The sequence below is a fragment of the Deltaproteobacteria bacterium genome (assembly GCA_017302835.1).
In the GTDB taxonomy this organism is placed as follows: domain Bacteria; phylum Bdellovibrionota; class Bdellovibrionia; order Bdellovibrionales; family Bdellovibrionaceae; genus UBA2316.
Genome location: JAFLCC010000005.1, coordinates 236,291 through 260,906, shown reverse-complemented (window position 1 = coordinate 260,906; position 24,616 = coordinate 236,291). Strand labels below are relative to the sequence as shown.

Here is a 24,616-nt window from a genome sequence, read left to right as displayed (position 1 = left end):
AATTGGTATTAAGAACGTGTCTTTAAATCCTTAAACACGCTCTAAGCCTCTTTGTAGGAACTGCCGTAATACGCTCTTAAATAGATGGTACGAAGTTCCTTCATGGAGGGATAACGTGGATTGGCACCTGTGCATTGATCGTCAAAAGCCTTCTCTGACATCATATCTAGTTTTTCTAGAAACACGCTTTCAACGACTCCCGCATCCTTGATAGATAGGGGAATATCGATTTGTCTTTTTAATTCATCGAGGGCTTCGATTAACAAATCAACCTTTTCCCTAGGGGTGGAACCACCTAAACCTAAATGGTTGTTAATTTTGGCATATCTATCCATGGCTAAGGGGTACTTGTATTGTGGAAATGTCGCCTGTTTTCTGGGGGCGTCCGTCGCATTAAACCTAATGACTTCGCAAATCATCAAGGCATTAGCTAAACCATGGGCCACATGAAACTCAGCTCCAAGAGTATGGGCTAAAGAGTGACAAATTCCCAAAAAGGCATTGGCAAACCCAAGTCCTGCAAGTGTCGCTGCATAGTGAATTTTTTCACGTGCTTTCTGATTGTTCTCACCCTCTCGGTAGGCGGTCGGTAAATATTTAAATATCAATCGTATCGCTTCCAGGCTGTAAGGGTTCGTAAACTCGGTGGCAAATACCGAAACAAAACTTTCTATCCCATGAGTGAGGGCATCGTAGCCACCATAGGATGTTAATTTTTTTGGCATTTTCATCACTAATTCTGGATCCACGATAGCAATATTTGGAGTCAACTCGTAATCGGCAATGGGATATTTTCTTCCCGTCTTTTCATCCGTAACAACGGCAAAAGGTGTTACCTCTGAACCGGTTCCTGAAGTGGTTGGGATAGCGACAAGTATGGCTTTCTTTCCTAACATTGGAAAATGGTAAATTCTTTTTCGTATATCCATAAATCGCAAAGCTAAACTTTCAAACTCTGTATCTGGATTTTCATACATGAGCCACATGATCTTCGCTGCATCCATGGGTGAGCCTCCACCCAATGCTAAAATCACATCCGGTTGAAAGGATTTCATCATTTCAACACCTTTTTTAACAGTTGCTAAGGTTGGATCTGGCTCGACATCACTAAAAACACGGCAATCAATTCCCATATGCCTTAGGGGCTTGATCACTTTTTCGCTGTAACCCATATCGTAAAGCGGTTTATCCGTAACTAGAAACACCTTGGATTTCCCTTTAAGTTCCCCTAAAGCTAAGGGCATACATCCATACTTAAAATAAATTTTTGGAGGGACTTTAAACCAAAGCATGTTCTCTCTTCTTTCAGCATTGACTTTAATATTTAACAAATGTTTGACTCCCACATTTTCACTTACAGAATTTCCGCCCCAAGAACCACAGCCAAGGGTTAAAGACGGCTCTAAGCGAAAATTATATATATCCCCAATGGCCCCTTGGGACGCCGGCATGTTTACTAGTATTCGTCCAGCTTTCATTCTTTCACTTAGGTATTGAACTCGTTCTTTATTTCGAGCATCCGTGTACAAAGTACCAGTGTGCCCCACACCTCCAAACTCAACTAATCTAACAGCCTTATCAACGGCATCGTGATAATCCACAGCACGGTAAAGACCTAATACGGGTGACAATTTTTCATAGGAGAAAGGCTCATCACTTCCAATTTTTTCAACCTCAGCCAACAAAACCTTTGTCGTTTCCGCTACCTCAACCCCTGCCAAGTGAGCAATTTTTTGTGCTGATTGACCGACGATGTCGGCATTTAATTTTCCATCGATAATAATAACTTTGGCTACTTTTTGTTTTTCCGTTTCCGATAAAATATGAGCTCCACGGAATTTAAATTCTTGTTTCACTTCTTCATATTTTGAAGCGACAACCACGACGGATTGCTCGGAAGCACAGATCACTCCGTTATCAAAAGTTTTACTTAACAAGATAGAATTAACTGCCATCTTTAAGTGACAAGTCTCATCAATAATCGCAGGAGTATTTCCAGCTCCGACGCCAATGGCAGGCTTTCCAGACGAATAGGCTTCCTTGACCATGTAAGGGCCACCCGTTGCTAGAATTAAATTTATTTTTGGATGATGCATGAGACGTTTCGATAGCTCCACAGAAGGGTCATCAATCCACCCAATAATATGAGCGGGTGCCCCTGCAGATACAGCGGCATCCAAAATAATTTTCGCTGTGGCAATCGTTGATTTCTTGGCCCTCGGATGTGGAGAAAAGATAATGCCATTTCGAGTTTTTAACGAAATCAACGCTTTAAAAATCGCCGTGGACGTAGGATTCGTCGTTGGAATAATTCCAGCAATCAATCCAATAGGCTCCGCATATTTACAAATACCCCAGGTTAAATCTTCTTCAATCAAACCACAGGTTTTCACATCTCGATACTGATTGTAGATATATTCAGAGGCAAAGTGATTCTTGATCACCTTGTCTTCAACAATTCCCATTCCCGTCTCTTCTACCGCCATTTTGGCCAATTCAATCCGTGCCGCCGCCGCCGCAAAGGCCGCCTTCGAGAAAATAAGATCCACTTGCTCCTGGGTAAAAGTACTATACTCTTGCTGAGCCAGGGACATTTTTTCTATTAACTCATCCAGTTTTTTTTCTTTTATTTCTTTAACTTCTTTTGCTTCAGATTCTGTAGCCATAAAACTCTCCTTGAACTCGAATAGACAGAACCCGAAAGAACAGGTCCTCAAAGATTAAAAATAGAAACACGGGGTAGTGTAACACAAAGATATCCCAATTTCAAGGATTTGGTAAAATCTAGCCAGTTATTGGACTTAACTCATTCATTGAGCTCGGTACATAAAAAAGTTGTCAATTTGTAACTTCTCTAGTCTGTAATGAAGCTCTATCAAGTCAAATATTATTTTTAAAAATTTCCAAATTTTAAAAAGGTTCTTCTTGACCTTTTTCAGATTAAACATAGATAGTAGCTTCTCAAATTATTGAACTACGAAGAGGGACTTATTATGAAAGCAATTACGGAATTTCCTACTTTCTTATTAACAAAAGGCTTGGCTGCGAAGACAGCTTTAACCGCTGAAGGGAAATCTCCCGAAGAGATTCAACAGAATTTGGGTGAGACTTTTAAAATTACTGAACCTAAATTGAAGTATTTTATTGCGGCATTGGATATTGCGGCTCAAAATTCAACAGACCTTAAAAGAGTTTTGGTTTTGGGTCTTGGGGAAAATGAGTCAGCTCCTGCAAAGGCCGTCAAGATTGATGACTATTTTTATGTTCCTGAATTCATTATCCATCGTGAGATTAAACTACAGGTGGGTGCCGGTGTAAAAAGTCCTCGCCGTGGCGGAGCTGGAGCCCGCAAAGATGGGCCAAAAAGCTCCCCTTGGGGTCTTTCTCCTGAAGAAAAAGCGGCTAAAAACAAGGGTGCCGCCAAAAAATAGTTTCTTAGTTTTGATTTAAAAAATCTAAAAATTCCAACCAGCCTGTATTCTGATTGAACTTCAGCTTAGAATATCTCTCTTTATATCTGTCCAGCTGCCAAGCAGAATCAGGCAACCAAATTGACAAACCCTTAGCCTCTTTATAGGACTCACTATTTTTGCTTACTACAACTAGATCATTAAACGTGGTATTCAATTTCGCTTTCGTGGATTCCAGCATTAAATTTTTCGCATCTAAAAGTTTAATAAAATGAAAGAAATCTTTGTAATCTGAATTCGTGAAATACAAAGCTTCATTGGCTGCTAGCATGGCTTCCCTTTTTTCACTTTGGGAAAATCCACGAAGTTCACTGACAAAGGATTTTACCGAATTTTCAAAAGACGAAAGGGCATTCAAATTCAAAATAGAAAATGTGATGTTTGCATGGCCATAAACTCCGCCTGAGTAGGCTTTTAAATACTCATCTGCCAACAAATTTCCCACTTGAGCAGGGCCGGATTCGGGAGCTTTATTCCAAGCACGTAAAAACTCTTTGTAGGGCCAACCTTCACCGGGTTCTACTTGTTGTGAACCAGCAAAATAAGAAACGGAGTCCTTCATTTCCGAAGCCACCTCCGCCATGGACATTAAACAGGCATCACTCCCATAAAGATCAATTTTTCTATGGATATACTTGGAAAAATTCCCCATCACCAATCCTAATTGTTCGGTCGTGATTTTATTTCCCGTTTTATCATCATAGGAAATATCATTGATATGTATTCCTTTTTCTGCCAACTCACTTCGATACCACCCATTCCCATGATTCCAAACAGAAACAAAATATTTTTTAGCAGGATATTTTTGATGTCCCCATTTTAAAAATTTTTCAAGTTCTTTAAAATCTCCCATATCTGCATTCCCAAGGTCTCGAACCACAGGAGAGGTGATTTTATTTGGGTTCGTTGATTTTTTGACTAACATTCTCTTTACTGTTTTACGGCTCATTGAACCCCATTGCACGACAATGTTCATCTTTTCGTTTGAACCTAAGGATTCCATTTGTTTTAGATTCATATCACCAAAGGAATCAAGATTGTTATTCGCGTTTAAAAAAATTAAAAACGTCCATTCCTTTTCAACTTCATTTCCGGCAAAAGCAAAAGTCATAAATGTTACAGAAATAGCAAAGTACATTTTTAAAATGTGGTTTAGGCTCAAAGGTTCCCCCTCTTGTAATTGAATTGAAACTCTATTCTAAAACAGACTGAGGCAATGAAGAGACTAGTTTGTAAAACTGAGACCATTTCCATTTCTTGGTCATACTTTTAAGAAAAAGGCTAACTTTAGTCCTAATCTAAAGACGAGTTTTTCTAGAATGAATGACAACTAAAAATAGAAGCTGCTAATGTCAAATGAGTGAAAATAATGTCTCTTTGAATTGGATCAGAAAATGGAAAAACTGTCACAGACTATATTTACTTATTTTTTAGATCAAATTAAAACCTATTTTTTGAATGATTTTATTCGATTTCACCCGATGGATGATGAAAGTGAAGTGTATTTTCAAAACTGGATGTCCATTATTCTTATATCGAATTCTGATTTTAGATTAACAATCAAAGTCTATTGTAAAGAATCTGATATATTAGCTCTTGGAAAAAGTGCTTTGAGTGGTTTGGAAGACAAATCACAAAATACCGTTTCTGATTTCGTGAAAGAGCTTGCAAACCTACTTGGCGGCACCATGAAGAGAGCCTTTGAGGCCAGCGGCGTTTCTAGTGGATTGTCTTTACCTTTACTGGTTCGGGCCTTTGACGATCTCTTCTTTTCTAAATCACCTACTTCTGAAACCTTTCTGACGACTTATGAGTCTGAAGGAAAAAGTTTTACCGTTCAACTTTATTTTGAATTTATGACAGCCTCTTCAAGAGAAAAACTAGTTCAGTTACAAATTTCAAATCCCAGTGTTGGCACGGGTGAATTCGAGTTTCTATGATCAATCAAAGTTTAGACATCCAAGCAAGTTACCAAATAATTCAATTGATCGAAAGATCTAAACAGAACTCCGAAATGATCATTGAAACCCTTCCAGATCTTTTTTTAGTCATTGATGGCCGTGGAAGGATCTTTAAATCAAATCATGAAAGTTGTAAATTTTTTGGTCTGGTTCCAGAACAAGTCATTGGCTATTCCTTTAGCACTCATATCGAAAGCGAAGAGTGGAACCTTATTCAAGGGCATCTGTTAAGGCTCGTCACTGATAAAGATGTATCCTCTTTTGAAATGCCAATTATTGTTCGAGGCTCTGAGAAAACCTATCTTTGGTCCGTTTCCAGATTTGGAGATTTCGCTGAAAAAGACTTAGTTTTGTATTCACTTCAAGGTCGTGACATCACTTTGTTAAGGACCTATCAGAAAAAAATAAATGATATTTTTTCAAGTATTCCTTTAGGCATTTTTACAGTCAATTCTTTGGGAAGAATTGATGATGCTTTTTCTGAATACACTCGCTTTATGTTAGGCAGATCAGACATTGCTGGGAAAACACTCCAAGAAATTATTTTTGATCCCGCAAAGGAATGGATGGACGTCGCTGGTCGTGAAGGTTTTAAAACCATGATGAATTCGATCAATCGTCCGTTAAGAGATTTTGATATTCTTTCAGAGACCTTTCCAAAACAAATCTACTACCCCCTGCCTCATTCCATTGGCGACAAAGGTAGATATCTTGGAATTAAAGTTCAATCTATTGCGTGGGGTGAACAAGTTTCGGGTCTGTTGGTGATCATAGAGGATCGCACGCTCATTGTCGAAGCTGAAAAGGCCGATGAGAAGGGCCGACTACTTCAAGATCAATCCATAGAACGCGCCATACAATTAAAAAGAACCGACCCCCAGATTCTTGAAATTGTGATGTCTGATTTACATCGCCTCTTTACGGATCTAGGCGACTGTGTCTTAACACAAACATCCGATTCATTTATGAATGTTCTTCACTCGGTGAAAGCAAATTCCCGATTGGCAGGATTAAGTAATTTACAAAAAATCACCCATTCCTTTGAGTCAAAATTGCGCGAGTCAGATAATTTTTCTTGGGAAGTTGTCTATACAAATATTGATGCACTTCTTAATGAGTGGCGAGAAATCGTCGCCTTAGAGAAAATCCTAAACGCCAGTACAAAGGTCACCCCAACTCAGCACTTCGAAAGTTTAAATCGGTCTCCTTGGAAACTTTATAAAGAATCCGTATCAAACCAACGATCCAAGACCGAGTTTGAAAAATATCTGAAAAAAATCTCACTCAGCTCTTTAAGTCAGTTAGAACCCATGGTGATGGGAATGGTCAGCACTGCAAGTTCACAAACAGGTAAAAAAATAAAAATTATTTTTTCCTGGGATCGTGATTTTCAGTTAGATTTGGATCTGTTGAGTGAAATTAGAGTCTGTTTAAGCCACCTCGTAAACAATTCAATTGATCATGGTTTTGAAACTCCTACAGAAAGAGTTGCTAAAGGAAAAGGGGCTACAGGACTTTTACATCTTGGTTCGATCTTATCTAATGACGGTTTAATTTTATTTATGGAAGATGATGGCGGCGGACTTAATACATCTAGAATACTAGAAAAGGCTATTTCCCAACAATTAATTACTAGGGATCATGCCAAATCTCTATCTGAAGGAGAAATCAATGACTTTATTTTTTCTCCTGGATTTTCAACTAAAACAAATATTTCAGAAATGAGTGGCCGAGGGATAGGGTTAGCAGCTGTTCGAGAAATATGTATAAAATATGGAGGAAATTGCAAGGCCACCTCAACAGCCCAAGGGGTCACGCGATTTGAGTTACATTTTCAAACCAATGAATAAAATGAAGCAATCGACAAGAGTCCTTTACTGACTTAGGAGAATTAATGGCAAATATACTTGTAGTTGATGATTCAATGACAATAAGAAAAATACTTCAGTCTATTTTAGAACCTGATGGTCATGTAATTACGGATGCTTCTGACGGTCTTGAAGGAATAGCCAAGTTCAAAGAAAATCCAAAAATCTCTTTGATTCTCACTGATGTGAATATGCCAAATATGGATGGAATCACCATGTGTGAACAAATCAGGCAATTGGAGGAAGGAAAAACCCTGCCTATTTTTGTAATTTCCACTGAAGGAAATAGTGACTTAAAGGCCCGGGCTAAAGCTGCTGGAGTGATGGCATGGATGACGAAACCTCCTCAAGGAGATAAAATACGCGAAGCCATTCGCGTTGTTTTGAGCCGAGCCTCTGGAAATATAAAATAGGAAAAGGATTTATCAATGACAGAAGCGCAGGAGTTTAATCTCAAAAAAAGAAAGGTCACAGAAGAGGATCTCGAAAATATCGTCACTATTTTAAAACCCGGCAGCGAATGCATCATTACCTTGTCCAACGCCGACGATGCCAGTCAAGATTTCGATCGACTTAAGCCCTTGTTAAAAAAAATAATTAAAATTTCTTCCAGAGTTATTTTAATTGCAGCCCCAGGTTTTGAAGCCTTAGTAGATCAAAGCGATAAAAGGAAAATATTTTTTATTAGCAAACCCCCGTTTAATTATGAAAAAATTAATGAGAAAGACTTCGATTCCATTTTAAATTCACTTATTGAAATTTTTTGGGAACATTTTTTCCCAAAAAGCCAACGAGTCAAACATACCAAAGAGTTTACCTCAACTGCCCAGGCTGCTGTTGAGGTCTACAGGGCAAATAGTACTTATCTCTTGACTCTTAAAATGAGTCAAGAGGGGCTTAATGCTTGCGGAGATAAAATATTACAATTTCCTAAAGAAGGAATTAAAAATTATCCTCCCAGTGATTTAGTTGCTGAAGTATTAAATCTATTTTGCGGACTTCTGAGACCCATTCTCCGAGAAAACAAATTAAATCAAGAAATACAGATCGGCATCCCCGAAGAATTATCCTCCCAAAATGAAATGGCTAAGGGGCCGACTCTCTATCGTTGGTCTTTTGAAATTGATCATAAACTAAATTTTGAATTGGAATTAAATGAAGAGGTGAACCATGTTTCCACTTAACACAAGAATATTAATTGTCGATGATATGAAGGGAATCAGAGTCTGGTTGCAAAAGTCTCTGCATAATATGGGCTATACTGATATAAAAGAAGCCTCTAATGGTGAAGAGGCCTTGAGCATTTTAAAATCAGAAAAGATTGAGCTCTTATTTCTAGACATTGTCATGCCTAAAATGGATGGCATTCAGCTGTTGAAAGCCATGAAAAGAGAGGATCGATTTGGATCCCTTCCCATTATCATGCTTTCCGCAGAAACAGATGGGAAATTAATCAGCGAGGCCATCAGTCTTGGAATTTCCCAATATATTATTAAACCTGCAACGATTCCCGTCTTGCAGAAAAAAATGGGAGACGTTTTTTCTCAAAAAAAGGCATAGATGTGAGTGAAATCATTTCCATTTCTGTAAAAGATCATTTCTTGAACCGACTTAAAGAAGCTGTGGACTTCACCCAATCACCTTGGGTTAGTTATGAAGCCTTGGATGATGTTATTGATGTGAGTGGGAAGTTAACTCCCAAACTAATACTCATCTCTGTCGTCGATATTGAGGCAAAAGAAGAAGTTGCCGGTCAGGTACAAACACTTCGTCAGTTTTTTGCCGATGCTTTTATTTTGGTTCTCGCCGCAAAAAGAATGAGCATTTCCGATGCTTTATTCGTAAAAAAATCTGGAGGGAATTTCGTTATTTTAGCTCCGGCCTATTTAACAACCATCCGACTGGAATATATTTTAAATCAAGTGGTTAAAACAAGTTTTATTCCTGTAGGGGCCGATGATTTCAAAGAAGGAACTGTCCTCGACTTTGCCGTCTACACAAGACTTAAATTAAATAACAAAATTGTTCCCGTGATTCACCCAGGGACCTTGATAAATCAACCAAGACTTGATAAATTAAAGTTAGCTGAGGACCTTCAAGTTCGTCGATCTCAAGTAGAACTTTTTTCAAAATACATCAACGATCAACAAGATAGCTCTGCGACAGGTGTGTCCCGTCGATGTCGAGTTCAACTGCAAACTCTAGCCAACATTCATGTAAACTTAGTGCTCACTTTAACAGATCAAGCAGAATCCGGGTCCTTTGGAAAAGGCAAAGATTTGATTCAAAAATTTTCTGAACTTTGCGATAACCTTTTGAAAAATCTAATTCAAGTCTTGGACCCCTGGGAAATTATTGACAGGTCCATATTTGGCAGCATGGGTGTCACTGATCGCTCTATGGTGATCGCTTGTCTGGCCGCTTTAACAAGTTTTCGGACCCATGTCGGAGACCCAAAAGATATCTTAATGGCAGGGTTATTCTGTGATATTGGTTTGTTAGATTTATCCCCAGCTTCGTTAAATTATATTAATACCTTAGAGGGTCGTAAGAGGCTCATTTTAGACGATTTACAAATCTATCAAAGCCATCCTGTTATAAGCCTCAATGCCTTATTAGAGCGAAAGTTACAGCTTTCAGAGAAGGTGAAAGAAATCATTTTATGCACCCATGAAAAAGCAGATCGAACGGGATTTCCCAATCAGGTTTTACCTGAAAAAATCCCTATCGAATCTTTTCTGCTAATGTTCCATGAATGGGTTGATATCGAATGTCGTCCTCAACCAGGAAAAGAACGACCCTCGTTTTTAGATGTAAGAAGAAAGATCTATGCTCAAGAAAGGGAAAATCCCCAACATTTCAGCATCCTTTTTCTTGAAAAAATAAAATCAAGTTTTTGAAATCAACCTTTTTACACTTTGAAATCAAGCCTAGAAATAAAGATCTTCTCTTCGATCTCGAAAAAATCCAAAGGCAGCGCGCTGACTGCGAATTTGAGAAAAATCAAAATCGGCTGTGATAAAACCTTGAGTCTTTTCGTCTAACTCAGCGACTTTATCACCTCGACGATTACAAATAAAAGAATGTCCATAGAATGACTGTCGTGGTTCTTTGCCAATGCGATTTGCTGCAACCACAGGAACCACATTACTAACCGCATGCCCGATCATAGCTCTCTGCCAAGGGTCCTTTGTATCTAAACCAGGATCCTCTGGTTCTGTACCAATGGCCGTGGGGTACATCAATAAATCCGCCCCTTGAAGCATCATAGCTCGAGCGCATTCAGGGAACCACTGATCCCAACAGATACCCACACCTATTTTTCCAAATCGAGTGGACCAAACCTTAAAGCCTGTATTGCCTGGTCTAAAATAATATTTTTCTTCATAACCAGGACCATCAGGAATATGCGACTTACGATAAATCCCCAAAAGCGAGCCATCAGCATCAATCATTCCCAGGCTGTTATAATAACAGGGTCCATCCACTTCAAAAAAAGAAACAGGAATCACAACTCCTAATCTTTTAGCTAATTTTTGAAACTGAAGAAGTGTCGGATGCTCCAAAGCCGGCCGTGCTAAAGAAAAATATTCTTCTTTTTCAAAAGTACAAAAATAAATATTTTCGAAAAGCTCAGGCAAGAGAATGATTTGAGCCCCTTTACTTGCCGCTTGCTCCGTCATTGTCAGCATTAAAGAAACATTCTCAGCGGTATTTGTGGAAAATGCGGCTTGAAGAGCTGCTACCCTTGTTATTGAAGGTATCTCAGAGGATGATACAGAAGACCTTGCAGATGAAGTAACAGAAGATATTGTCGCAGGATTTGTCATTTCGATACTCCAAGAGATATTCCAAGAGATACTCCATAAGGCTGTTGTTGACTGATGCAGTGAAAGGCTCCTCCTCCGGTTAAAATGCCCTTTGCCGATAAACCTACCGTACGCCTCGTTGGAAAATACGTACCAATGGCGTCAACAGCGGCCTGATCCCAAGGACTCCCATAGGTCGGCACCACCACTGTCGAGTTTCCAATATAAAAATTTAAATAACTGGCGGGCATGATTTCTCCATCTTCATCTAGAACTAATCCTGGTGATGGGATTTTTCCCACCTGCAAACGACGATTTTGAGCATCCACCTGTACCGACAAGGCCTGAGCTATAGCGGCTAGGGCTGCGTGATTGGGATCATCGGAAGTTTGAGCCTCCATGCAAAGAACAACCCCAGGAGCCACAAACCTAGCAATGGTATCAATGTGCCCATCGGTGTGATCATTCAAAAGCCCCTCGTCTACCCATAGCATTTTCTCAGCTCCTAAAGCTTTGCAAACCTTGGCTTCCACTTCTTTGGGGCTCAGATTTGGATTCCGATTGGGGTTAAGCAGACACTGACGACTAGAAAGACAAGTGCCCTCTCCATCGACTTCCACAGATCCTCCTTCTAAAACAAAGGAATGAACGACCTGAGCGGCACCACTTTGCTGAGCCACTCTTTGAGCGATTTTGTAAGCCACATTTTCATCGCCAGGCATCCTGTACTTTTCACCCCAACCATTAAATTGAAAGCAAGCGGCAGCAAGTTTATTTTCTTTTCTGACAAATATAGGAGCCGTATCACGAAGCCAAATATCACCATAGGGTATTTCAAAAAAGCTCACAGGAAGCCCCTTCAAAGCCCCACTTGCCTCCTGATAGGCTGTAGCCGTAGGAATTAATACATTTAATTTTTCCCCACGAAACTTTCCTGTTTGCGTATCAAAATCTACAATGGCCTGACAAAGTCCAACAAACTCGGCCTGAGCTTTCTCTAAGTCTTCTTGCCATAACTCCCTGTCGTAAGGCCAGGCAAGCCAAACAGCCTCATGAGCTTCCCATTCTGCTGGCTGTCGATAATTCGCGAAATTGACTTCTTCGATTTTTCTTTCCTTATTGGTTTCTTTATCCAAACCCATTTATTCTCCTATGAATTCCGTGCGGTCATATATATCAGATGTTTTCATAAAAAAATAAGGAATTGTTTACAAAAAATTCCATAAATATTGACTGGGCTTAAAGCCAATGCAATGACCTCGATTAGAAATATGCTTTTAGATTTGTAATTTGTAATTTGTAACTTTTAATAATTTATCTAAAAATGGGGGTTTTATGAATAAGAATTTTAAATTCTTGATATTCGCTATTGGGTTTTCTTTTTTTACATCGGTTTTTGCAAAGGCTTCTACTGTAAATTTATGGGAAAGAGCGTATTCTGCATCAAACTGTGTTTATTTTTCAACAAATTTAGCCGATTTTCATTTTGAATATCAAAATACAAGCCTTCCATGGGGCAGTCGTGTTTTTCTTGTGTACGGTTTTTATGATTCATTCTCTAAACAATCGATGCAAGGCTATGACAAAGTTGAATTACGAGCCTCTCAGCCTTACACTTGGACTGTTCAATTAAATAACTTAACTATCGCTGAGCGCTCTTCTTTTACTCGAACTAAAATCCAGTTCTACTTTAGAATCGTCCTGCCTAATCAACAAATCCTTGTTGATAAAGGAAGTCCTAATGACTATTATTATAGCTCTGACATCCTACCAACTTCTTGCCAAAAGGGTTCATTTCAGAAAGTGACTTATTGGACCTCTTTTTAGACCTCTTTCTTTAATTCGTTTATCGAAAAGGAATATTAGGGAATTTATCACTTTTTCTATTTCTTAAAAGTAAAGGTAGAAAAGTCCCTGATAGTTTTGTGAACTAGAGATCATCGAAATAGAAATATTTTTTTGATAATTAAAACGGTATTCCCAGTGATTTCCTTCAACCTGATGAGAAGCATTAAAGCATTGCTTCTCATAAAATAAATAAAATCGATGTTTATCTGATAAAGAATAAATGAGTCCGCCCTGACCTCCATAAGCAAAATGATTTCTTTCTTTTTCAAAGTATTCGCCATAACGATATTCAAGAGTTGGCATTAACCACATCGTAAAACTGTTCAAATCGACGGCATAACCAAACATTGATTTAAAGCCATGACCAAAGCAATCAATTCTTGAATCACAAAAATCAAATCGTTGAGTACCCACCTCCATGGACCAAGAAAGTTTTTTTTCTAACTCAGATAATGGATTCAGTTGCAGAACTTTAAAAAATGAAAAATGATCCAAAAAGATCGAATTGCCGACTGTTGAAAACTTAAAATTTCCGAACTCCAATTGGGAAAACTTAGGAAGACCCCTTTTTGAATCAAGTAAATCATGAAGCGCAAATCTGAACTCAAAAAATAGTTTCTTTGATTGACTGCTTTTTTCCTCCCCAGAACCTAGGGCGACCCGGCTTGATGGATGTGAACTATCAGGCCTTTCATGTTCAGGTGTAGGAATTTTAAGTTCCTCTGATATAAAATCCAACCTGGCTCGAGTTAATAGATTGGTCTCTTTGAATGCGAACCATGGCCCCTCCCTTTTTGCGATCCCAAAAGGATCTTTTAAATCAGCATAATTCAATACGGTATCAATCACCATGCTTTTTCTCTCATCGGTGAGATGATTGTACTCCAAAGGGAGTTTTTGATCGTTAACATAGGAAATAAAGATTTTTTTTTCACTCTGATCTAAAAGAGAAAATCGGGAATCAAATTGTTTTAGCAAACTCGGTCGGAATTCAACGTTTTTTACAAAATCTTTTTCTGTAAATAAAACTTTTACCGAGTCTGCAGGTATAATAAAAACAGGTAATCTTTCAGAAAAAGAAAGCCGTGGCGCTGCCGCCTCTAAGGCTGTTAACATTTGGTAGGAACAGTTTTGAGAAAAAAAATAATAGGTAAAGAAATGAGGACCAATTTCCCAAAAATGAAAAACCAATGTTTCTAATTCATCCTCTGTTAGATTTAATTCATAAGACCACAGATCTCTAGATTCAAAATCATTATACTCGCGCACTTTATAATAATAGGGAACATTGGTATAGGTTCCGTTAAATCCTCCTGCCAGGCCCAAAATAGCATACATTAATGGATTATCAGTATGAGCATTCGCCGCAAAACTGATTCCATAATCTAAAAGCTCTTGTTTTTTCCTTCCTTCTTTTTCTTTTTTATTGACTCTAAAAAAGGTGTGGCCAAAGGCAGACCCTGGACTGTTTGCGTAGTAGCTAGAAAAAACAAAGCTAATGGACTGAGGGTTTAAACTTCTAAGAAATAAATCTTGATAATAACAATCAGGAATAGGAAGCTTTTTGAAAATTTCGTTTTGGTTCAGTTCAGTTTTAATAAATTTTAATCTTGCAGGAAATTTACAGATTGGATGTTGAAGCTTTTCCACCTTAAAATCATCGTACAAATGATTCAGCTTATCTGTTTTCCAAAAAAAACTAAACAACGTTTCCTTCATCTCGTCTTCAGGGCTTTTATAACCAACTGAACTCATAAAAAATCGTGTGTCCGTCACCTGACTTCTTTTTCGAAGAATGAGGTCCCTTTCAAAATGAAGCAATTTCTCCCATTGTCTTTTCTGAAAGCTTTTATTTGCTTTTAATTTTCCCCAAATGTTGAGTATCTCTCGATTCGAAATAGTGGTATAAAATGAGTTTTTATTTTTATAATACAGAGAACTTTTCAAAAAACCATTTGCTTCTGATTCTTCAAAGAATGATTCTTTAGGTTCGGTTTCTGCAAAAGTTCTTGAGAAAAAACAAAGTTGCAAGAAAAGCACTAAAATAAAAATTGGGGACTTTGTCCCCAATTTGAATTCAGCAAATCTTATGTTGGCAAATTTATTTGCAAGAATTAACAATAGCACCATCAACAACTAATAAATTTAATTTAGATAGTCAATTTACATTGTTGTGACAATTGATCATCGTTTTGAATCAGCGTGATGATATTGTCAGTCACTATGTTTGTATTCTCTTCTAAAAATAAATTTTGATAATTTGCTTTTAAAGCCCTTCCTAATTTAGATGACTCTGAACATCCCATAACTTCAGACAATGCTATAATTGTCTCACCATTTCCTTTAGCTGCATCCCCAATAAATTGAGATTTATTTCCCTGAATATAGTTATCCATTTTAGATGCCACTTCTGAGGACGAATCATCTACACAATTTGAAGTTCCAGAAGTGATACCAAACAATTGACTATAGGAGGTTGCATTTGTTGTCCCAGCAAATATTTGAGATCCCTGACGAGGAATAACAATGGAGCCTAATCCACATCCTGCCATACCATAAGGTCGTTGGTAGGATTTTTTCGTTTTTGGCTTTCCTTGAGAAACTTCTTTAGCCAAAGTAAAACTAAAAGAAAATGCAGTTAGTACTATAAATAATAATTTCATTTTTTATTCCTTTCTTAATTATGATTGTGAATCACTTTGACAAGTTTTTTGAACTTCAGAGTTAGATTTTAAATTTTGCAGAATAGAAAGAGTTTCATTTGACTCAAAAATATTGTTATAATTTTGTTTTAAATTCATTTGAACACTATTTTTTTCCTTGCAAGCCCAAATAGTCATCAGACCATCAAGTGTCTCGCCTTGCCCACGAGCAACATCATCTTTTAATGCCGTTTTGTTATTTTCAATAAAACGCAAACTCACTTCATCTCGTGACCCTTCATAACAGTTAGAGGTACCTGTTGTTATTGCAGAAGTTTGCGGAGACACTATATTATTAAGAGTTGCTGCAACAATTTGTATTTTACCCGGCTGATCTTGGAATACTAAAGCTCCCAACCCACACCCAGCCATTCCATAATTTGCGGCCAGCGCGTGAAAACCAATTAATGAAACAAATACTATCATTTTTTTTAACACAATTTCCTCCCATGAAATTAAATCTCCTCTAATTATTTAAAGGAGGTTTTATTAGATAATTTAAATCTCGTATCGACAAGATTTAACTTTGGTATTGCAGCGTGCAACAAATGAAACTAGATATTTGCCAAGAATCTAAGTACAATCTTTGAGCATTTTATCGAAGGAGTTTTTTGTGAGTATTTTCAAAACCAGCTTAAGAATTTTGTTTTTCCTATCTTCACTCAGTTTAAGTATTTTTGCAGAAGAGGTGTCGAAGGAGGACTCCACAAAAGAAAATCCGTTACGATGCGAACGATTCACTAAATCCAATTTAAGAGATCTAAAAGAAAAGCTATATGAAAACTGTGACCTCAATAAACCATTTTCAACCAGCTTAGCCATTAATATTGGTGAAGAACATTTTCTTTATTGCTGCCACAAAAAGAAATAGTTTCCTTTAGTGAAAGAGCGGATTCTACGATTGTTTGTCATTAGTGAGTAAGTCCCAAAATGAGAATTTGAAATTTACTTCAATGGCAGCTCCTGAACTGTTGTCTCGGACCTAATTGGCCTCAGGCTTATCCCGAGGGTGCCGTTGAAGGGGCTGCTCAAATCCCAGGATCTGATGATTTATTTTTTTAAACATTTCCTAAAAAAAATTTGATTCATTGAAATTAGCTGTTATTTTGATAGCAAAGTCCTTTGGTTAAAGGTTAACTATAAAGTCTGGGGTTACGCCTATGACTTATAATGCAGGGGAGTTCCTATGAAAGATTGGACCTATGAGAATGAGCAATGGACTCGACTACCTACTTATTTAAAACACCTTCCCCTCTTTACCAGATCCATTGATTGGACCAGCATGATTTTTCGATTTGCCTGGTCTGTTTATTTAAAGCTCGTTTTTAGCTCTTACATCCAGCTTAGGATCAAAGGGGACTCTTACGAAAATCTCTATGCCAAATACCCCCGACTCTTAATTATTTCCAACCATGGAAGCCATTTAGATGCGACCTCTATTGCCGCCTCCATCCCTTCAAAGTACTGGCTAAATTTATATATCACTGCGGCTAAAGATTATTTTTTTTCTAATCCCTTTTTTACTTTCTTTTCCAAGCACTGCCTTGGCGCCATTCCCCTTGATAGAAAAGATAGAAAGGGTGAGGCTGTGAATTTAATTATCAAGCTCTTAACCCGCCTAGATCGCATTTGGATGATTTTGTTCCCCGAAGGCACTCGTACTCCTGATGGTAAAATTCATGAATTTAAAAGAGGAATTTCTATATTTGCGGAAAAAACAAATACTCCCATTTTATTTTTATACCTCGATGGAAATACCAAATTGTGGCCCAAAGGACGAGCCTGGGCTAAACCGGGAAAACTCACAATACATGTCGGCCCAGTCCATCCCCCAATGCCTGTGGAACCCCTCTATCAACTCTATAAAAACTGGGTCAAAACGATCAACCCGATTGCTTTTGCTGACGATGATCAGCTCCCACAAAACATAGAACCTAACAACAATAGACCTCTTTCGTGACGAGAAGGCCCTTAATATGAAAGAATCCAAATAAAGGTACCGAAATGAAAACAAATAAAATCTCTTTAAAGATTGGCAATTATCAACTCCATTCTATCCCCACTGGGATATTTGCCTTAGACGGCGGAGCTATGTTTGGAACCGTCCCCAAAGTTTTATGGGAAAAATCAAATCCTGCCGATAATCAAAATAGAATTCCCATGGAAGCTCGTGCTTTGCTTCTTAAAAGTGCCGACCGAAATATTTTAATTGACTGCGGTAATGGTGCTGACTTTATCGCCAAATATGGAGAAAAATTAGGTTCTAAATTTGAGGAAATCTACCAGATACAAAAGGACGGAAATAGCTTACTCAAATCCCTAGAAAAACAAAATCTCCGTCCCGAGGATATCGATGCGGTGATTCTGACTCATTTACATTTTGATCATGCAGGTGGCGCCACCACGGCGAAAGAAGGGAAACTGGTTCCAACCTTCCCAAAAGCTACTTACTACTTGCAAAAAGCAAATTACGAAACGGCTTTAAATCCCAACTTGCGCGAAAAAGCATCCTACTTTCCATCGAACTTTCAACCTTTGCTCGATCATTCTTGCCTAACCTTTCTCGAGGGTGAAACTGAAATCTTTCCTGGCATCAGTTGTTGGATTTCCAATGGACATACCAAAGGACATCAAATGATTTTCATTCAAAACCATCCCTCTACCTCTACCTCTACCCCTAACCCTAACCCTAGCTTCCACTTTAATTCTGTTGAAGATGACAGTGCTGTTTTGTACTGTGGCGATGTCGTTCCAACAAGCTCCCACATCAGACTTCCCTGGGTCATGGGTTATGATTTAAATCCACTGTTGCTCATCGAAGAAAAAGCAAACTACCTACAGAAGGCATTAGCGAAAAATACATATTTATTTTTTGAACACGATCCTTATTGTGATCTGGCCAGCTTCCAAAAAAATGGTTCTGATTTTTCAATTAAGGAAAGATGGGTATTGGAGTAAAAAACTTACAGTTGACTCTGGCTTTATTTCGACTTTAGAATTTCCGCTAGAGTCTATTCACCATCCGAAGGAGCTAGAATGTTTATTAAATTTTCTCTATTTCTACTATTTTCTTTTTTGTTCTCATTTGCAAAAAACCCTGTTGTTGAAATTAAGACTTCCAAAGGTAGCATCCTTGTTGAGTTGAATGAAAAAAAAGCGCCTCTATCTGTAAAAAATTTTTTATCCTATGTGAAAGAGAAACATTATGATGGGACCATCTTTCACCGTGTGATTAATAATTTTATGATTCAAGGAGGTGGCTTTGATAAAGATATGAACGAGAAGCCAACAAAATCCCCCATCCTTAATGAAGCTCACAATGGTTTGAGTAATGATAAATACACCATCGCAATGGCAAGAACTTCTGATCCGAACTCAGCAACGGCTCAGTTTTATATTAATGTAAATGATAATTCCAGTTTGAACTATTCGGAGTCCCTCATTCCAGGATCAAAGGAAAAGGGAATTAATCATGGTTATGCCGTCTTTGGAAAAGTGACAAAAGGACAAGATGTGGTGGACGCTATCAAGACATTAAGGACGGGAATGAAAAATGTTAAAGGGAATATATTTGAAGATGTTCCCACGGAGACCATTCTCATCGAAAGTATCAAACTTAAATAATTCGCACACATAGGGCCCGTGCCCTAAAACTCACGCTTGCGACAGATGGAAAATGAGTTCTTATTTCTAGACCTGCCATAACCAGTATTTTCTGAACTCTGTCTCTTTGATTTCAATTTGTTCCTGTTCTATTTGGTAGCCATTTTTACATACAAATTCATAAATGGATTGAAGATTATGTAAATCTTTAAAGGGGCCAAAATAAATTTCTTTTTTTTGTTTCAAATGAGAATTTAAATTGAAACTTTCTTCATTCATAAAGAGAGGAGTGATTTTCGTTTTTGAGATATTTTGTAAAAAACCCAATATCTCATAGCCCTCTTTATCCATGTCCCCCCAATAAAATAAGGGTTTTGGTATTTTTTCTAGCATTGATTTCAACAAACTAGCCTTCCACCCTCCTCCCCAGATCAACAAACAAGGAAGTTTCATAGATGCCAGCGCATAAAAAGATTCCCAATTTTCAACGATCAAAGAGCCTTTTAAATCAGGCCATCGGTATTCATTTAAATTCTCATTATTAATAATTCCCTGAAAATCGATTAGTTCTTTGTTCTGCATTACCACTTGAGGCGCATAAATTCTAAATTCTGGTGGCGTTTTAAGCAGCTGAAAATAGCGAAAAAAATCTTTCCAAGAAATCAAAGAGTCTCCATTCCCTAACACAGAGAATTGCCAAAATTGAAAAACTTTAAGAAGTAATTTTTCCTTTCCGATAAGCTTTGTCGAATAACCGTGGGGTATTTGTCTGGCGAGCAGCCCTTTATTTTTTTCATAATTATTAAGTAAAAATTGAAAAACATCTAAGCAGGGTTCCACAATTTCGATTTTCTTTAAGCATTCCCCTTTATTTTTCTTAATAAACTCCTTAACTGATATAAACCCATACAAGTGATGCCATAAATTTATATTTTCTTTCAGGGATTTCAATTCAGGTTTCACGCTTAAAAGCTGTTCTTGATTCAGATGGATTCGCGAAGGTCTTGAAATTCTAGCATAGCCTTCTTTGATTTCACGGTATTCGACAACCTTAAATAAGTTTTGAGATTGCAATTCAGTTTCTAACTGCGCATAAAAATCAGAACTCCCTGGCCTCTTTCTTATCTCAAAATAAAAATCACCTGCCTCAGAAAAAAGATATTCATCCTCGGCTTGATCTAAGTATTCCTCTTTTTTGAGATACCCTTCCTTCGTTGAAATTGCCGCCTTCATGATGGGCCCGCAGTGAAGGGCTCCGTTCTTTGTGAACTTAATAGCCGATCATAATCTTCCTTGGAGCTACAAGGAATCGATCTCACTTTCGAATGAGTTGCAGAAACCTTGTGTACAAATACCAACTGGTTGATCGATCCAGCTAAAAGATCCGCCTTGGACATCGGACTAACTAAAATTGATTGAAAACCCATTTGATCCAAAAGTTTGATAATGTCTTTTGGTTTTTCATTATCAAACTTACCGCCAAATTCATCCAAAATTAAAATTCTTGGAGTCTCTTGTCCAAATTGAGGGTCATTGAATTTAAATCGGTAAGACAAACACGAAGCCAGTAAGGTATAGGCCAAATGAGTTGTTTGCGCAGAACTTTTCGCATCTTTCTTCGCCCCAGAGAAGACCTCCACAATCTGATCTTCCTTCTGATCCTCCTGTAAAAAAGACCCCTCGTCTGTAGGCATGGCTCTTCGTAAGGAATGAACCTCAAAATGGAAGTGGTTGCGCACATCAGTTACAAAATTTCTAAAATTTAAATCATTTTGAAACTCTTCCACAAAAGGAACCAACACCTTCATCACGACCTCAGAATTCGTTTCAATTTGATTTCTGATCTGAGCTCCAAGCAGTTTTTCTATGTCTTGAATGCTTTTTTTGAACCTTCGAATTCGTTCGTCTACAGAGGCATGAAAATGAATTCGCAAGTATCTTTTTTCATTCATTAAATCTTCAAAATTAGTCAGTTTTAACACTTCATTTATCGAGGTGATATTTTGTTCGACATCATAAAGCTTCGATTTGATTTCATTGATCATGTCTTTAACAGAATCTATTAATATTTGATCGAAAAATTTCTTCCATTTTTCTTGCGCCTTTGGCAATTCCGTTTCTTTCAATCGCGATAGATTTTTCTCCCACTCCTGAGCAAAAATTAAAACCTCGTGACTTGGTGGCAATAGGAAAGGCAAATTCGGATCTTCAAATGTCATCTTAAAGGAATTTAAAGATTCCGAAACCTGAGACTTGGCCGATTCTGCCTGAATGTCCATTCGATCAAAATCTTTCTTGAGATCCGCCTCATAGCCTAATCGATGTAGTTTCTTTTCAAACAAATACTGTTTTAAATCTGTTAACTTCTGAAATAAAATCTCTTTTGATTGAAATAGATGAACCAAGTTCTGATGCTGTAACGAGGCCATTAGCCGATTTTCCTCTTCAGGAATGACAACTGTCAGCTTTTCCATTTGGGTTCTATGGACTTCAACCTGAGTGTGTATTTGACTTTCTTTTTTTTGCAATTCCTTCAGGTATTTATAAAGCCTGTTCTCTTCAGATTTAAGTTCTTCATATCCTGGATTTTCTTTTAAGAGTTTCTTTTTTTCATCACTTAGGCTTTTCAATTTTGCTGTTATCGAAGGGAATTCTCGATAAAAAGGAAACCGATGATTAAATTCCTTAAGAAAATATCTTTTTTCTTCAGCTTGCGAGCAGCATTTATTAATTACTTCAATCTGAATTTTAATTTGAGAATATTGTTCTTGTAACTCTACCAATTCTTTTGTTTTCAAAGCTAGGTGTTCCTGGTTATCCCATCCCAAAGAGAATGAAAAATGACTCTTTAATTTTCTCATAGTTCGAGAGTCTGTCTTGACCAGACCTTCAGATGTTACCAACTTTCCCTGCTTGTTTTTAAAATCCTTATAGCTCACTAATTGATAGTCGAAAACATCTTCCAACCATTTCTTTAAGTAATAACCAAAATCATGTTCGGTATCAGGCAAAAAATCGATCATTTTCAGAATATCATCCGAATCGTTTTTATCTATTCTATCCCTACTATCCGCAGATAAAAGCTCTTCAGAACTGATTCTCTTAACCACGACGTCAGATTTTAACCCCGTTTGATCCAACCACTGTGTCATAACGTTCAAATAGTCTGGATGAACTAAAATATTTCTAGAAATAGGAAAAAGAGCTGATTCAATGGCCTTACGATTTTGCAAATATCCAGGTTTAACCTGAATCAACTCACCCACAAAAAATATTTTATCCTGTGGAATTTTTAATTTCTGCAACGCCATCTCTTTAATGGAATATAACTCATGTGGAATCAGTGACTTTGTTTCGGATAAATGCTTAATCTCGGCTTTTAAACTTTCTGATAGCAGCTCGATATTATATTTTTTATTTCGTAATAATTCGACTTCTGAAGAATAAGAATTAATTTCAGATTCCAAACTGTTTGTTATCTCAGGAAGTTTGGCGGCAAATTGATCCATTTCTTTTTCGATTTTAAAATTTGGTAATTTCAAATTTAACTGCTTTGCTTCTAACCATTTTTTTTCAATCTCACCATCTAGTTGAGTTAAATTTTGATTTAAATATTGTAATTCAATATCCATTTTCTGCAATCGTGATTCCAAATCATTTTGTGAAATTTGGACTTGAAGTTGTTTGTGAGTGTTTTCGATTTCTAATACTTCTTTTTGTACGATGGGATATTGTCGTTCCAGATTTTCAACCTCAGCTTTTAGTTTGGCTATGGTTTCTTTAGATTTTTCAATATCAATCCAATTCGCGTAATAACTACTAAGTTGCAATTGTTGATCAAATTCCTTTTTCTTTTCAAGACAAAGTTTTAATTTATCAAGATTCCTGAGTATTTTTTCGATAAGGATGATTTTTCTTTCACAACTCTGAATAGCCAGTGCGATTTCCTTACCGTTTCTAACATTTTCTAAAAGCCTTTCTAAATGAGGATTTTCTTGCTCCAGAAGCATATTTTCTCGAATAAACTGATCGATCTGCGAAATTGATTTCACATAAAAAGCGCGGTTTAAGATCTTTAAATCTTCTTTGCTAATATTTCCAAAGCTACTGCTTAAAGCGGTAAAATAGCTTTGCATCACATCGTAAACCTGAAAATGTGGAAAAGTCTCTTTTAAAAGATTGCGAAATATTTTTGAATTTTTCGGACTTTCATTATTAACAAGAAACTGATTTAAACTTAGTGGATCATAACCTATAAATGCCAAATGAGTCTCATTGACTTGATAATTCTGAAACCACCAAATCCTGCCAAGAGTTATAAATTTATTCACATTTCTGTTATGCTGAAAAACCAGCATAAAAATGGAACACCCATCTTTTCGCCCATATCCCGCTTGACCATGGAGCGTTCCGATAGAAGAGTGGGTTGAGGAATGTTTTCCGAGAACATAATCTTTGATAGTTCGCCCACCGCCAGAACCTACTTCGAGATCATTGGTCACACCCAATTTTAGGGAGTTCTCAAAGGGAAGCAGAGTGATCATGATCCCATCAATCAATGTTGATTTCCCAGAACCATTTACGCCAAGTATGGCACTTGCAGCTGGGGGAGCAAATAACAAACCATCATCTGACAAGTCTTTAAGCTGAAACTTTTGATATCCATAAAAATTTCCCCAGTTTAAAATTTCAACTCGTGATAAACTATAGCCGTTGTCTAACATGGGACCTCTTGAGAAGATTTATTTTTATAATGTTGAAAATAAGTTTCCATTTGGGTTTTTCGTTGTTGTAAATCATCTAAACTCATCAAAATTTCACATAGAGGAGAAATTTCAAACAACTCACTATTTTCTTTTGTCTCAAACAAAACCTCTAATTGAAGCATATCATCGATGGCCCTACGGTAATTTTTTTCAAACTGACTATCCATTTTAGAATTATCAAACTGGATTAAATACTCTTTTAACTCTTCTAGCCTAACCAAAGCCGCACCTTCCGGTGTCGGATTTAAAATAAATTGAAGCCGATCATACCTGAGTTTAATCAGTAAGGCCGTTGCCAGAGGTGACAATACCTTGCTTCGACCGATTTGATATTGAACCAGATCCTCAATCGAATCATTTATTGGCTTCAAATAAGCCACTCCAAGCGATTCATTTATTTCTAATTGAATCAAAAAACTATCTAAAGATTTTTGAATCAATTCACGTAAATCTATTATGGTTTGATACCATTTTTCATTTCTATTTTTTAACAAATAGCGATTCTTAAATAGCCGTCTCAAAGCTCCGGCCAGTAGTAATTGACTTTTACTTATTTCCATCTTTTTTTTCCTATCATACTTTTGACGTC

The 24,616-nt window shown here is 37.3% G+C and carries 22 protein-coding genes; 12 read left to right on the top strand and 10 right to left on the bottom strand.

All coding sequences use genetic code 11. The features are described from left to right. Nucleotides 1–41: 41 nt before the first annotated feature. Nucleotides 42–2,666 (bottom strand): bifunctional acetaldehyde-CoA/alcohol dehydrogenase, encoded by a 2,625-nt coding sequence (adhE, locus tag J0M15_07730; GenBank protein ID MBN8536929.1) that lies wholly within the window; start codon nt 2,664–2,666, stop codon nt 42–44. 327 nt (nt 2,667–2,993) lie between these two features. On the opposite strand from adhE, the gene J0M15_07725 reads away from it, so the two are divergent. Beyond that, the gene (locus J0M15_07725) at nt 2,994–3,431 is read left to right on the top strand and encodes a hypothetical protein (GenBank protein ID MBN8536928.1); all 438 of its coding nucleotides are present in this window, start codon (nt 2,994–2,996) and stop codon (nt 3,429–3,431) included. A gap of 4 nt (nt 3,432–3,435) precedes the next feature. Here J0M15_07725 and J0M15_07720 read toward each other — a convergent pair whose 3' ends face one another. Next, a complete protein-coding gene (locus tag J0M15_07720) occupies nt 3,436–4,632 on the bottom strand; it encodes a hypothetical protein (protein ID MBN8536927.1) in 1,197 nt (398 codons plus the stop codon). Nucleotides 4,633–4,864: 232 nt separating this feature from the next. Between J0M15_07720 and J0M15_07715 the strand changes: the two genes are divergently transcribed. From J0M15_07715 to J0M15_07690, 6 genes are read left to right on the top strand one after another with little or no spacing between them, the layout of a single operon-like run. Continuing rightward, entirely contained in the window at nt 4,865–5,410 is a 546-nt protein-coding gene (locus J0M15_07715) for a hypothetical protein (protein ID MBN8536926.1), read from the top strand. After that, nucleotides 5,407–7,281, top strand: a complete 1,875-nt coding sequence (locus J0M15_07710; GenBank protein ID MBN8536925.1) for a PAS domain S-box protein — start codon at nt 5,407–5,409, stop codon at nt 7,279–7,281. The genes J0M15_07715 and J0M15_07710 overlap by 4 nt, the downstream gene beginning before the upstream one ends. Before the next feature lie 44 nt (nt 7,282–7,325). After that, nucleotides 7,326–7,712, top strand: a complete 387-nt coding sequence (locus J0M15_07705) for a response regulator (protein ID MBN8536924.1) — start codon at nt 7,326–7,328, stop codon at nt 7,710–7,712. 15 nt (nt 7,713–7,727) lie between these two features. Then, a complete protein-coding gene (locus J0M15_07700; GenBank protein ID MBN8536923.1) occupies nt 7,728–8,483 on the top strand; it encodes a hypothetical protein in 756 nt (251 codons plus the stop codon). Continuing rightward, entirely contained in the window at nt 8,470–8,859 is a 390-nt protein-coding gene (locus J0M15_07695) for a response regulator (GenBank protein MBN8536922.1), read from the top strand. The genes J0M15_07700 and J0M15_07695 overlap by 14 nt, the downstream gene beginning before the upstream one ends. A gap of 2 nt (nt 8,860–8,861) precedes the next feature. Further along, on the top strand, nt 8,862–10,199 hold the full coding sequence (locus tag J0M15_07690; GenBank protein ID MBN8536921.1) for a hypothetical protein: 1,338 nt from the start codon (nt 8,862–8,864) through the stop codon (nt 10,197–10,199). 30 nt (nt 10,200–10,229) lie between these two features. On the opposite strand, the gene aguB is transcribed toward J0M15_07690, so the two are convergent. Further along, nucleotides 10,230–11,129 (bottom strand): N-carbamoylputrescine amidase, encoded by a 900-nt coding sequence (gene aguB / locus J0M15_07685; protein ID MBN8536920.1) that lies wholly within the window; start codon nt 11,127–11,129, stop codon nt 10,230–10,232. Beyond that, the gene (locus J0M15_07680) at nt 11,126–12,250 is read right to left on the bottom strand and encodes an agmatine deiminase family protein (GenBank protein ID MBN8536919.1); all 1,125 of its coding nucleotides are present in this window, start codon (nt 12,248–12,250) and stop codon (nt 11,126–11,128) included. The genes aguB and J0M15_07680 overlap by 4 nt, the downstream gene beginning before the upstream one ends. A 193-nt stretch (nt 12,251–12,443) precedes the next feature. Here J0M15_07680 and J0M15_07675 point away from each other — a divergent pair, with 193 nt between their 5' ends. Further along, a complete protein-coding gene (locus J0M15_07675; GenBank protein MBN8536918.1) occupies nt 12,444–12,935 on the top strand; it encodes a hypothetical protein in 492 nt (163 codons plus the stop codon). A 63-nt stretch (nt 12,936–12,998) separates the two neighbouring features. Here J0M15_07675 and J0M15_07670 read toward each other — a convergent pair whose 3' ends face one another. From J0M15_07670 to J0M15_07660, 3 genes are read right to left on the bottom strand one after another with little or no spacing between them, the layout of a single operon-like run. Next, nucleotides 12,999–15,086 carry a DUF4105 domain-containing protein gene (locus J0M15_07670; protein ID MBN8536917.1) on the bottom strand — a complete coding sequence of 696 codons (2,088 nt, stop codon included), beginning with the start codon at nt 15,084–15,086 and terminating at the stop codon, nt 12,999–13,001. A gap of 20 nt (nt 15,087–15,106) precedes the next feature. Continuing rightward, complete coding sequence (locus J0M15_07665) at nt 15,107–15,619, bottom strand: DUF3015 family protein (GenBank protein ID MBN8536916.1); 513 nt, start codon at nt 15,617–15,619, stop codon at nt 15,107–15,109. A gap of 18 nt (nt 15,620–15,637) precedes the next feature. Then, nucleotides 15,638–16,096, bottom strand: a complete 459-nt coding sequence (locus tag J0M15_07660) for a DUF3015 family protein (protein ID MBN8536915.1) — start codon at nt 16,094–16,096, stop codon at nt 15,638–15,640. A 175-nt stretch (nt 16,097–16,271) separates the two neighbouring features. Between J0M15_07660 and J0M15_07655 the strand changes: the two genes are divergently transcribed. The 4 genes from J0M15_07655 (at nt 16,272) to J0M15_07640 (ending at nt 19,282) form a co-directional block, all read left to right on the top strand. Continuing rightward, the gene (locus J0M15_07655) at nt 16,272–16,529 is read left to right on the top strand and encodes a hypothetical protein (GenBank protein ID MBN8536914.1); all 258 of its coding nucleotides are present in this window, start codon (nt 16,272–16,274) and stop codon (nt 16,527–16,529) included. A gap of 315 nt (nt 16,530–16,844) precedes the next feature. After that, nucleotides 16,845–17,618: a 1-acyl-sn-glycerol-3-phosphate acyltransferase gene (locus tag J0M15_07650; GenBank protein ID MBN8536913.1), complete on the top strand. Its 774-nt coding sequence runs from the start codon at nt 16,845–16,847 to the stop codon at nt 17,616–17,618. 44 nt (nt 17,619–17,662) lie between these two features. Next, a complete protein-coding gene (locus J0M15_07645) occupies nt 17,663–18,616 on the top strand; it encodes an MBL fold metallo-hydrolase (GenBank protein ID MBN8536912.1) in 954 nt (317 codons plus the stop codon). Between the two features lie 78 nt (nt 18,617–18,694). Then, nucleotides 18,695–19,282: a peptidylprolyl isomerase gene (locus J0M15_07640; GenBank protein ID MBN8536911.1), complete on the top strand. Its 588-nt coding sequence runs from the start codon at nt 18,695–18,697 to the stop codon at nt 19,280–19,282. A gap of 66 nt (nt 19,283–19,348) precedes the next feature. Here the strand turns inward: J0M15_07640 and J0M15_07635 are convergent, their stop codons facing one another. From J0M15_07635 to J0M15_07625, 3 genes are read right to left on the bottom strand one after another with little or no spacing between them, the layout of a single operon-like run. After that, complete coding sequence (locus tag J0M15_07635; GenBank protein ID MBN8536910.1) at nt 19,349–20,494, bottom strand: hypothetical protein; 1,146 nt, start codon at nt 20,492–20,494, stop codon at nt 19,349–19,351. Continuing rightward, nucleotides 20,491–23,985, bottom strand: a complete 3,495-nt coding sequence (locus J0M15_07630) for a hypothetical protein (protein MBN8536909.1) — start codon at nt 23,983–23,985, stop codon at nt 20,491–20,493. Before J0M15_07630 ends, J0M15_07635 begins: the two co-directional genes overlap by 4 nt. Beyond that, nucleotides 23,979–24,587 carry a DUF4194 domain-containing protein gene (locus J0M15_07625; GenBank protein ID MBN8536908.1) on the bottom strand — a complete coding sequence of 203 codons (609 nt, stop codon included), beginning with the start codon at nt 24,585–24,587 and terminating at the stop codon, nt 23,979–23,981. Before J0M15_07625 ends, J0M15_07630 begins: the two co-directional genes overlap by 7 nt. Nucleotides 24,588–24,616: the final 29 nt, after the last annotated feature.

Coding starts and splice junctions, on each gene's coding strand:
- J0M15_07630 (MBN8536909.1), bottom strand. CDS start 23,985: ATGTTAGACAACGGCTATAGTTTATCACGAGTTGAAATTTTAAACTGG.
- J0M15_07635 (MBN8536910.1), bottom strand. CDS start 20,494: ATGAAGGCGGCAATTTCAACGAAGGAAGGGTATCTCAAAAAAGAGGAA.
- J0M15_07725 (MBN8536928.1), top strand. CDS start 2,994: ATGAAAGCAATTACGGAATTTCCTACTTTCTTATTAACAAAAGGCTTG.
- aguB (MBN8536920.1), bottom strand. CDS start 11,129: ATGACAAATCCTGCGACAATATCTTCTGTTACTTCATCTGCAAGGTCT.
- J0M15_07665 (MBN8536916.1), bottom strand. CDS start 15,619: ATGAAATTATTATTTATAGTACTAACTGCATTTTCTTTTAGTTTTACT.
- J0M15_07715 (MBN8536926.1), top strand. CDS start 4,865: ATGGAAAAACTGTCACAGACTATATTTACTTATTTTTTAGATCAAATT.
- J0M15_07645 (MBN8536912.1), top strand. CDS start 17,663: ATGAAAACAAATAAAATCTCTTTAAAGATTGGCAATTATCAACTCCAT.
- adhE (MBN8536929.1), bottom strand. CDS start 2,666: ATGGCTACAGAATCTGAAGCAAAAGAAGTTAAAGAAATAAAAGAAAAA.
- J0M15_07675 (MBN8536918.1), top strand. CDS start 12,444: ATGAATAAGAATTTTAAATTCTTGATATTCGCTATTGGGTTTTCTTTT.
- J0M15_07670 (MBN8536917.1), bottom strand. CDS start 15,086: ATGGTGCTATTGTTAATTCTTGCAAATAAATTTGCCAACATAAGATTT.
- J0M15_07650 (MBN8536913.1), top strand. CDS start 16,845: ATGAAAGATTGGACCTATGAGAATGAGCAATGGACTCGACTACCTACT.
- J0M15_07680 (MBN8536919.1), bottom strand. CDS start 12,250: ATGGGTTTGGATAAAGAAACCAATAAGGAAAGAAAAATCGAAGAAGTC.
- J0M15_07625 (MBN8536908.1), bottom strand. CDS start 24,587: ATGGAAATAAGTAAAAGTCAATTACTACTGGCCGGAGCTTTGAGACGG.
- J0M15_07710 (MBN8536925.1), top strand. CDS start 5,407: ATGATCAATCAAAGTTTAGACATCCAAGCAAGTTACCAAATAATTCAA.
- J0M15_07695 (MBN8536922.1), top strand. CDS start 8,470: ATGTTTCCACTTAACACAAGAATATTAATTGTCGATGATATGAAGGGA.
- J0M15_07705 (MBN8536924.1), top strand. CDS start 7,326: ATGGCAAATATACTTGTAGTTGATGATTCAATGACAATAAGAAAAATA.
- J0M15_07640 (MBN8536911.1), top strand. CDS start 18,695: ATGTTTATTAAATTTTCTCTATTTCTACTATTTTCTTTTTTGTTCTCA.
- J0M15_07700 (MBN8536923.1), top strand. CDS start 7,728: ATGACAGAAGCGCAGGAGTTTAATCTCAAAAAAAGAAAGGTCACAGAA.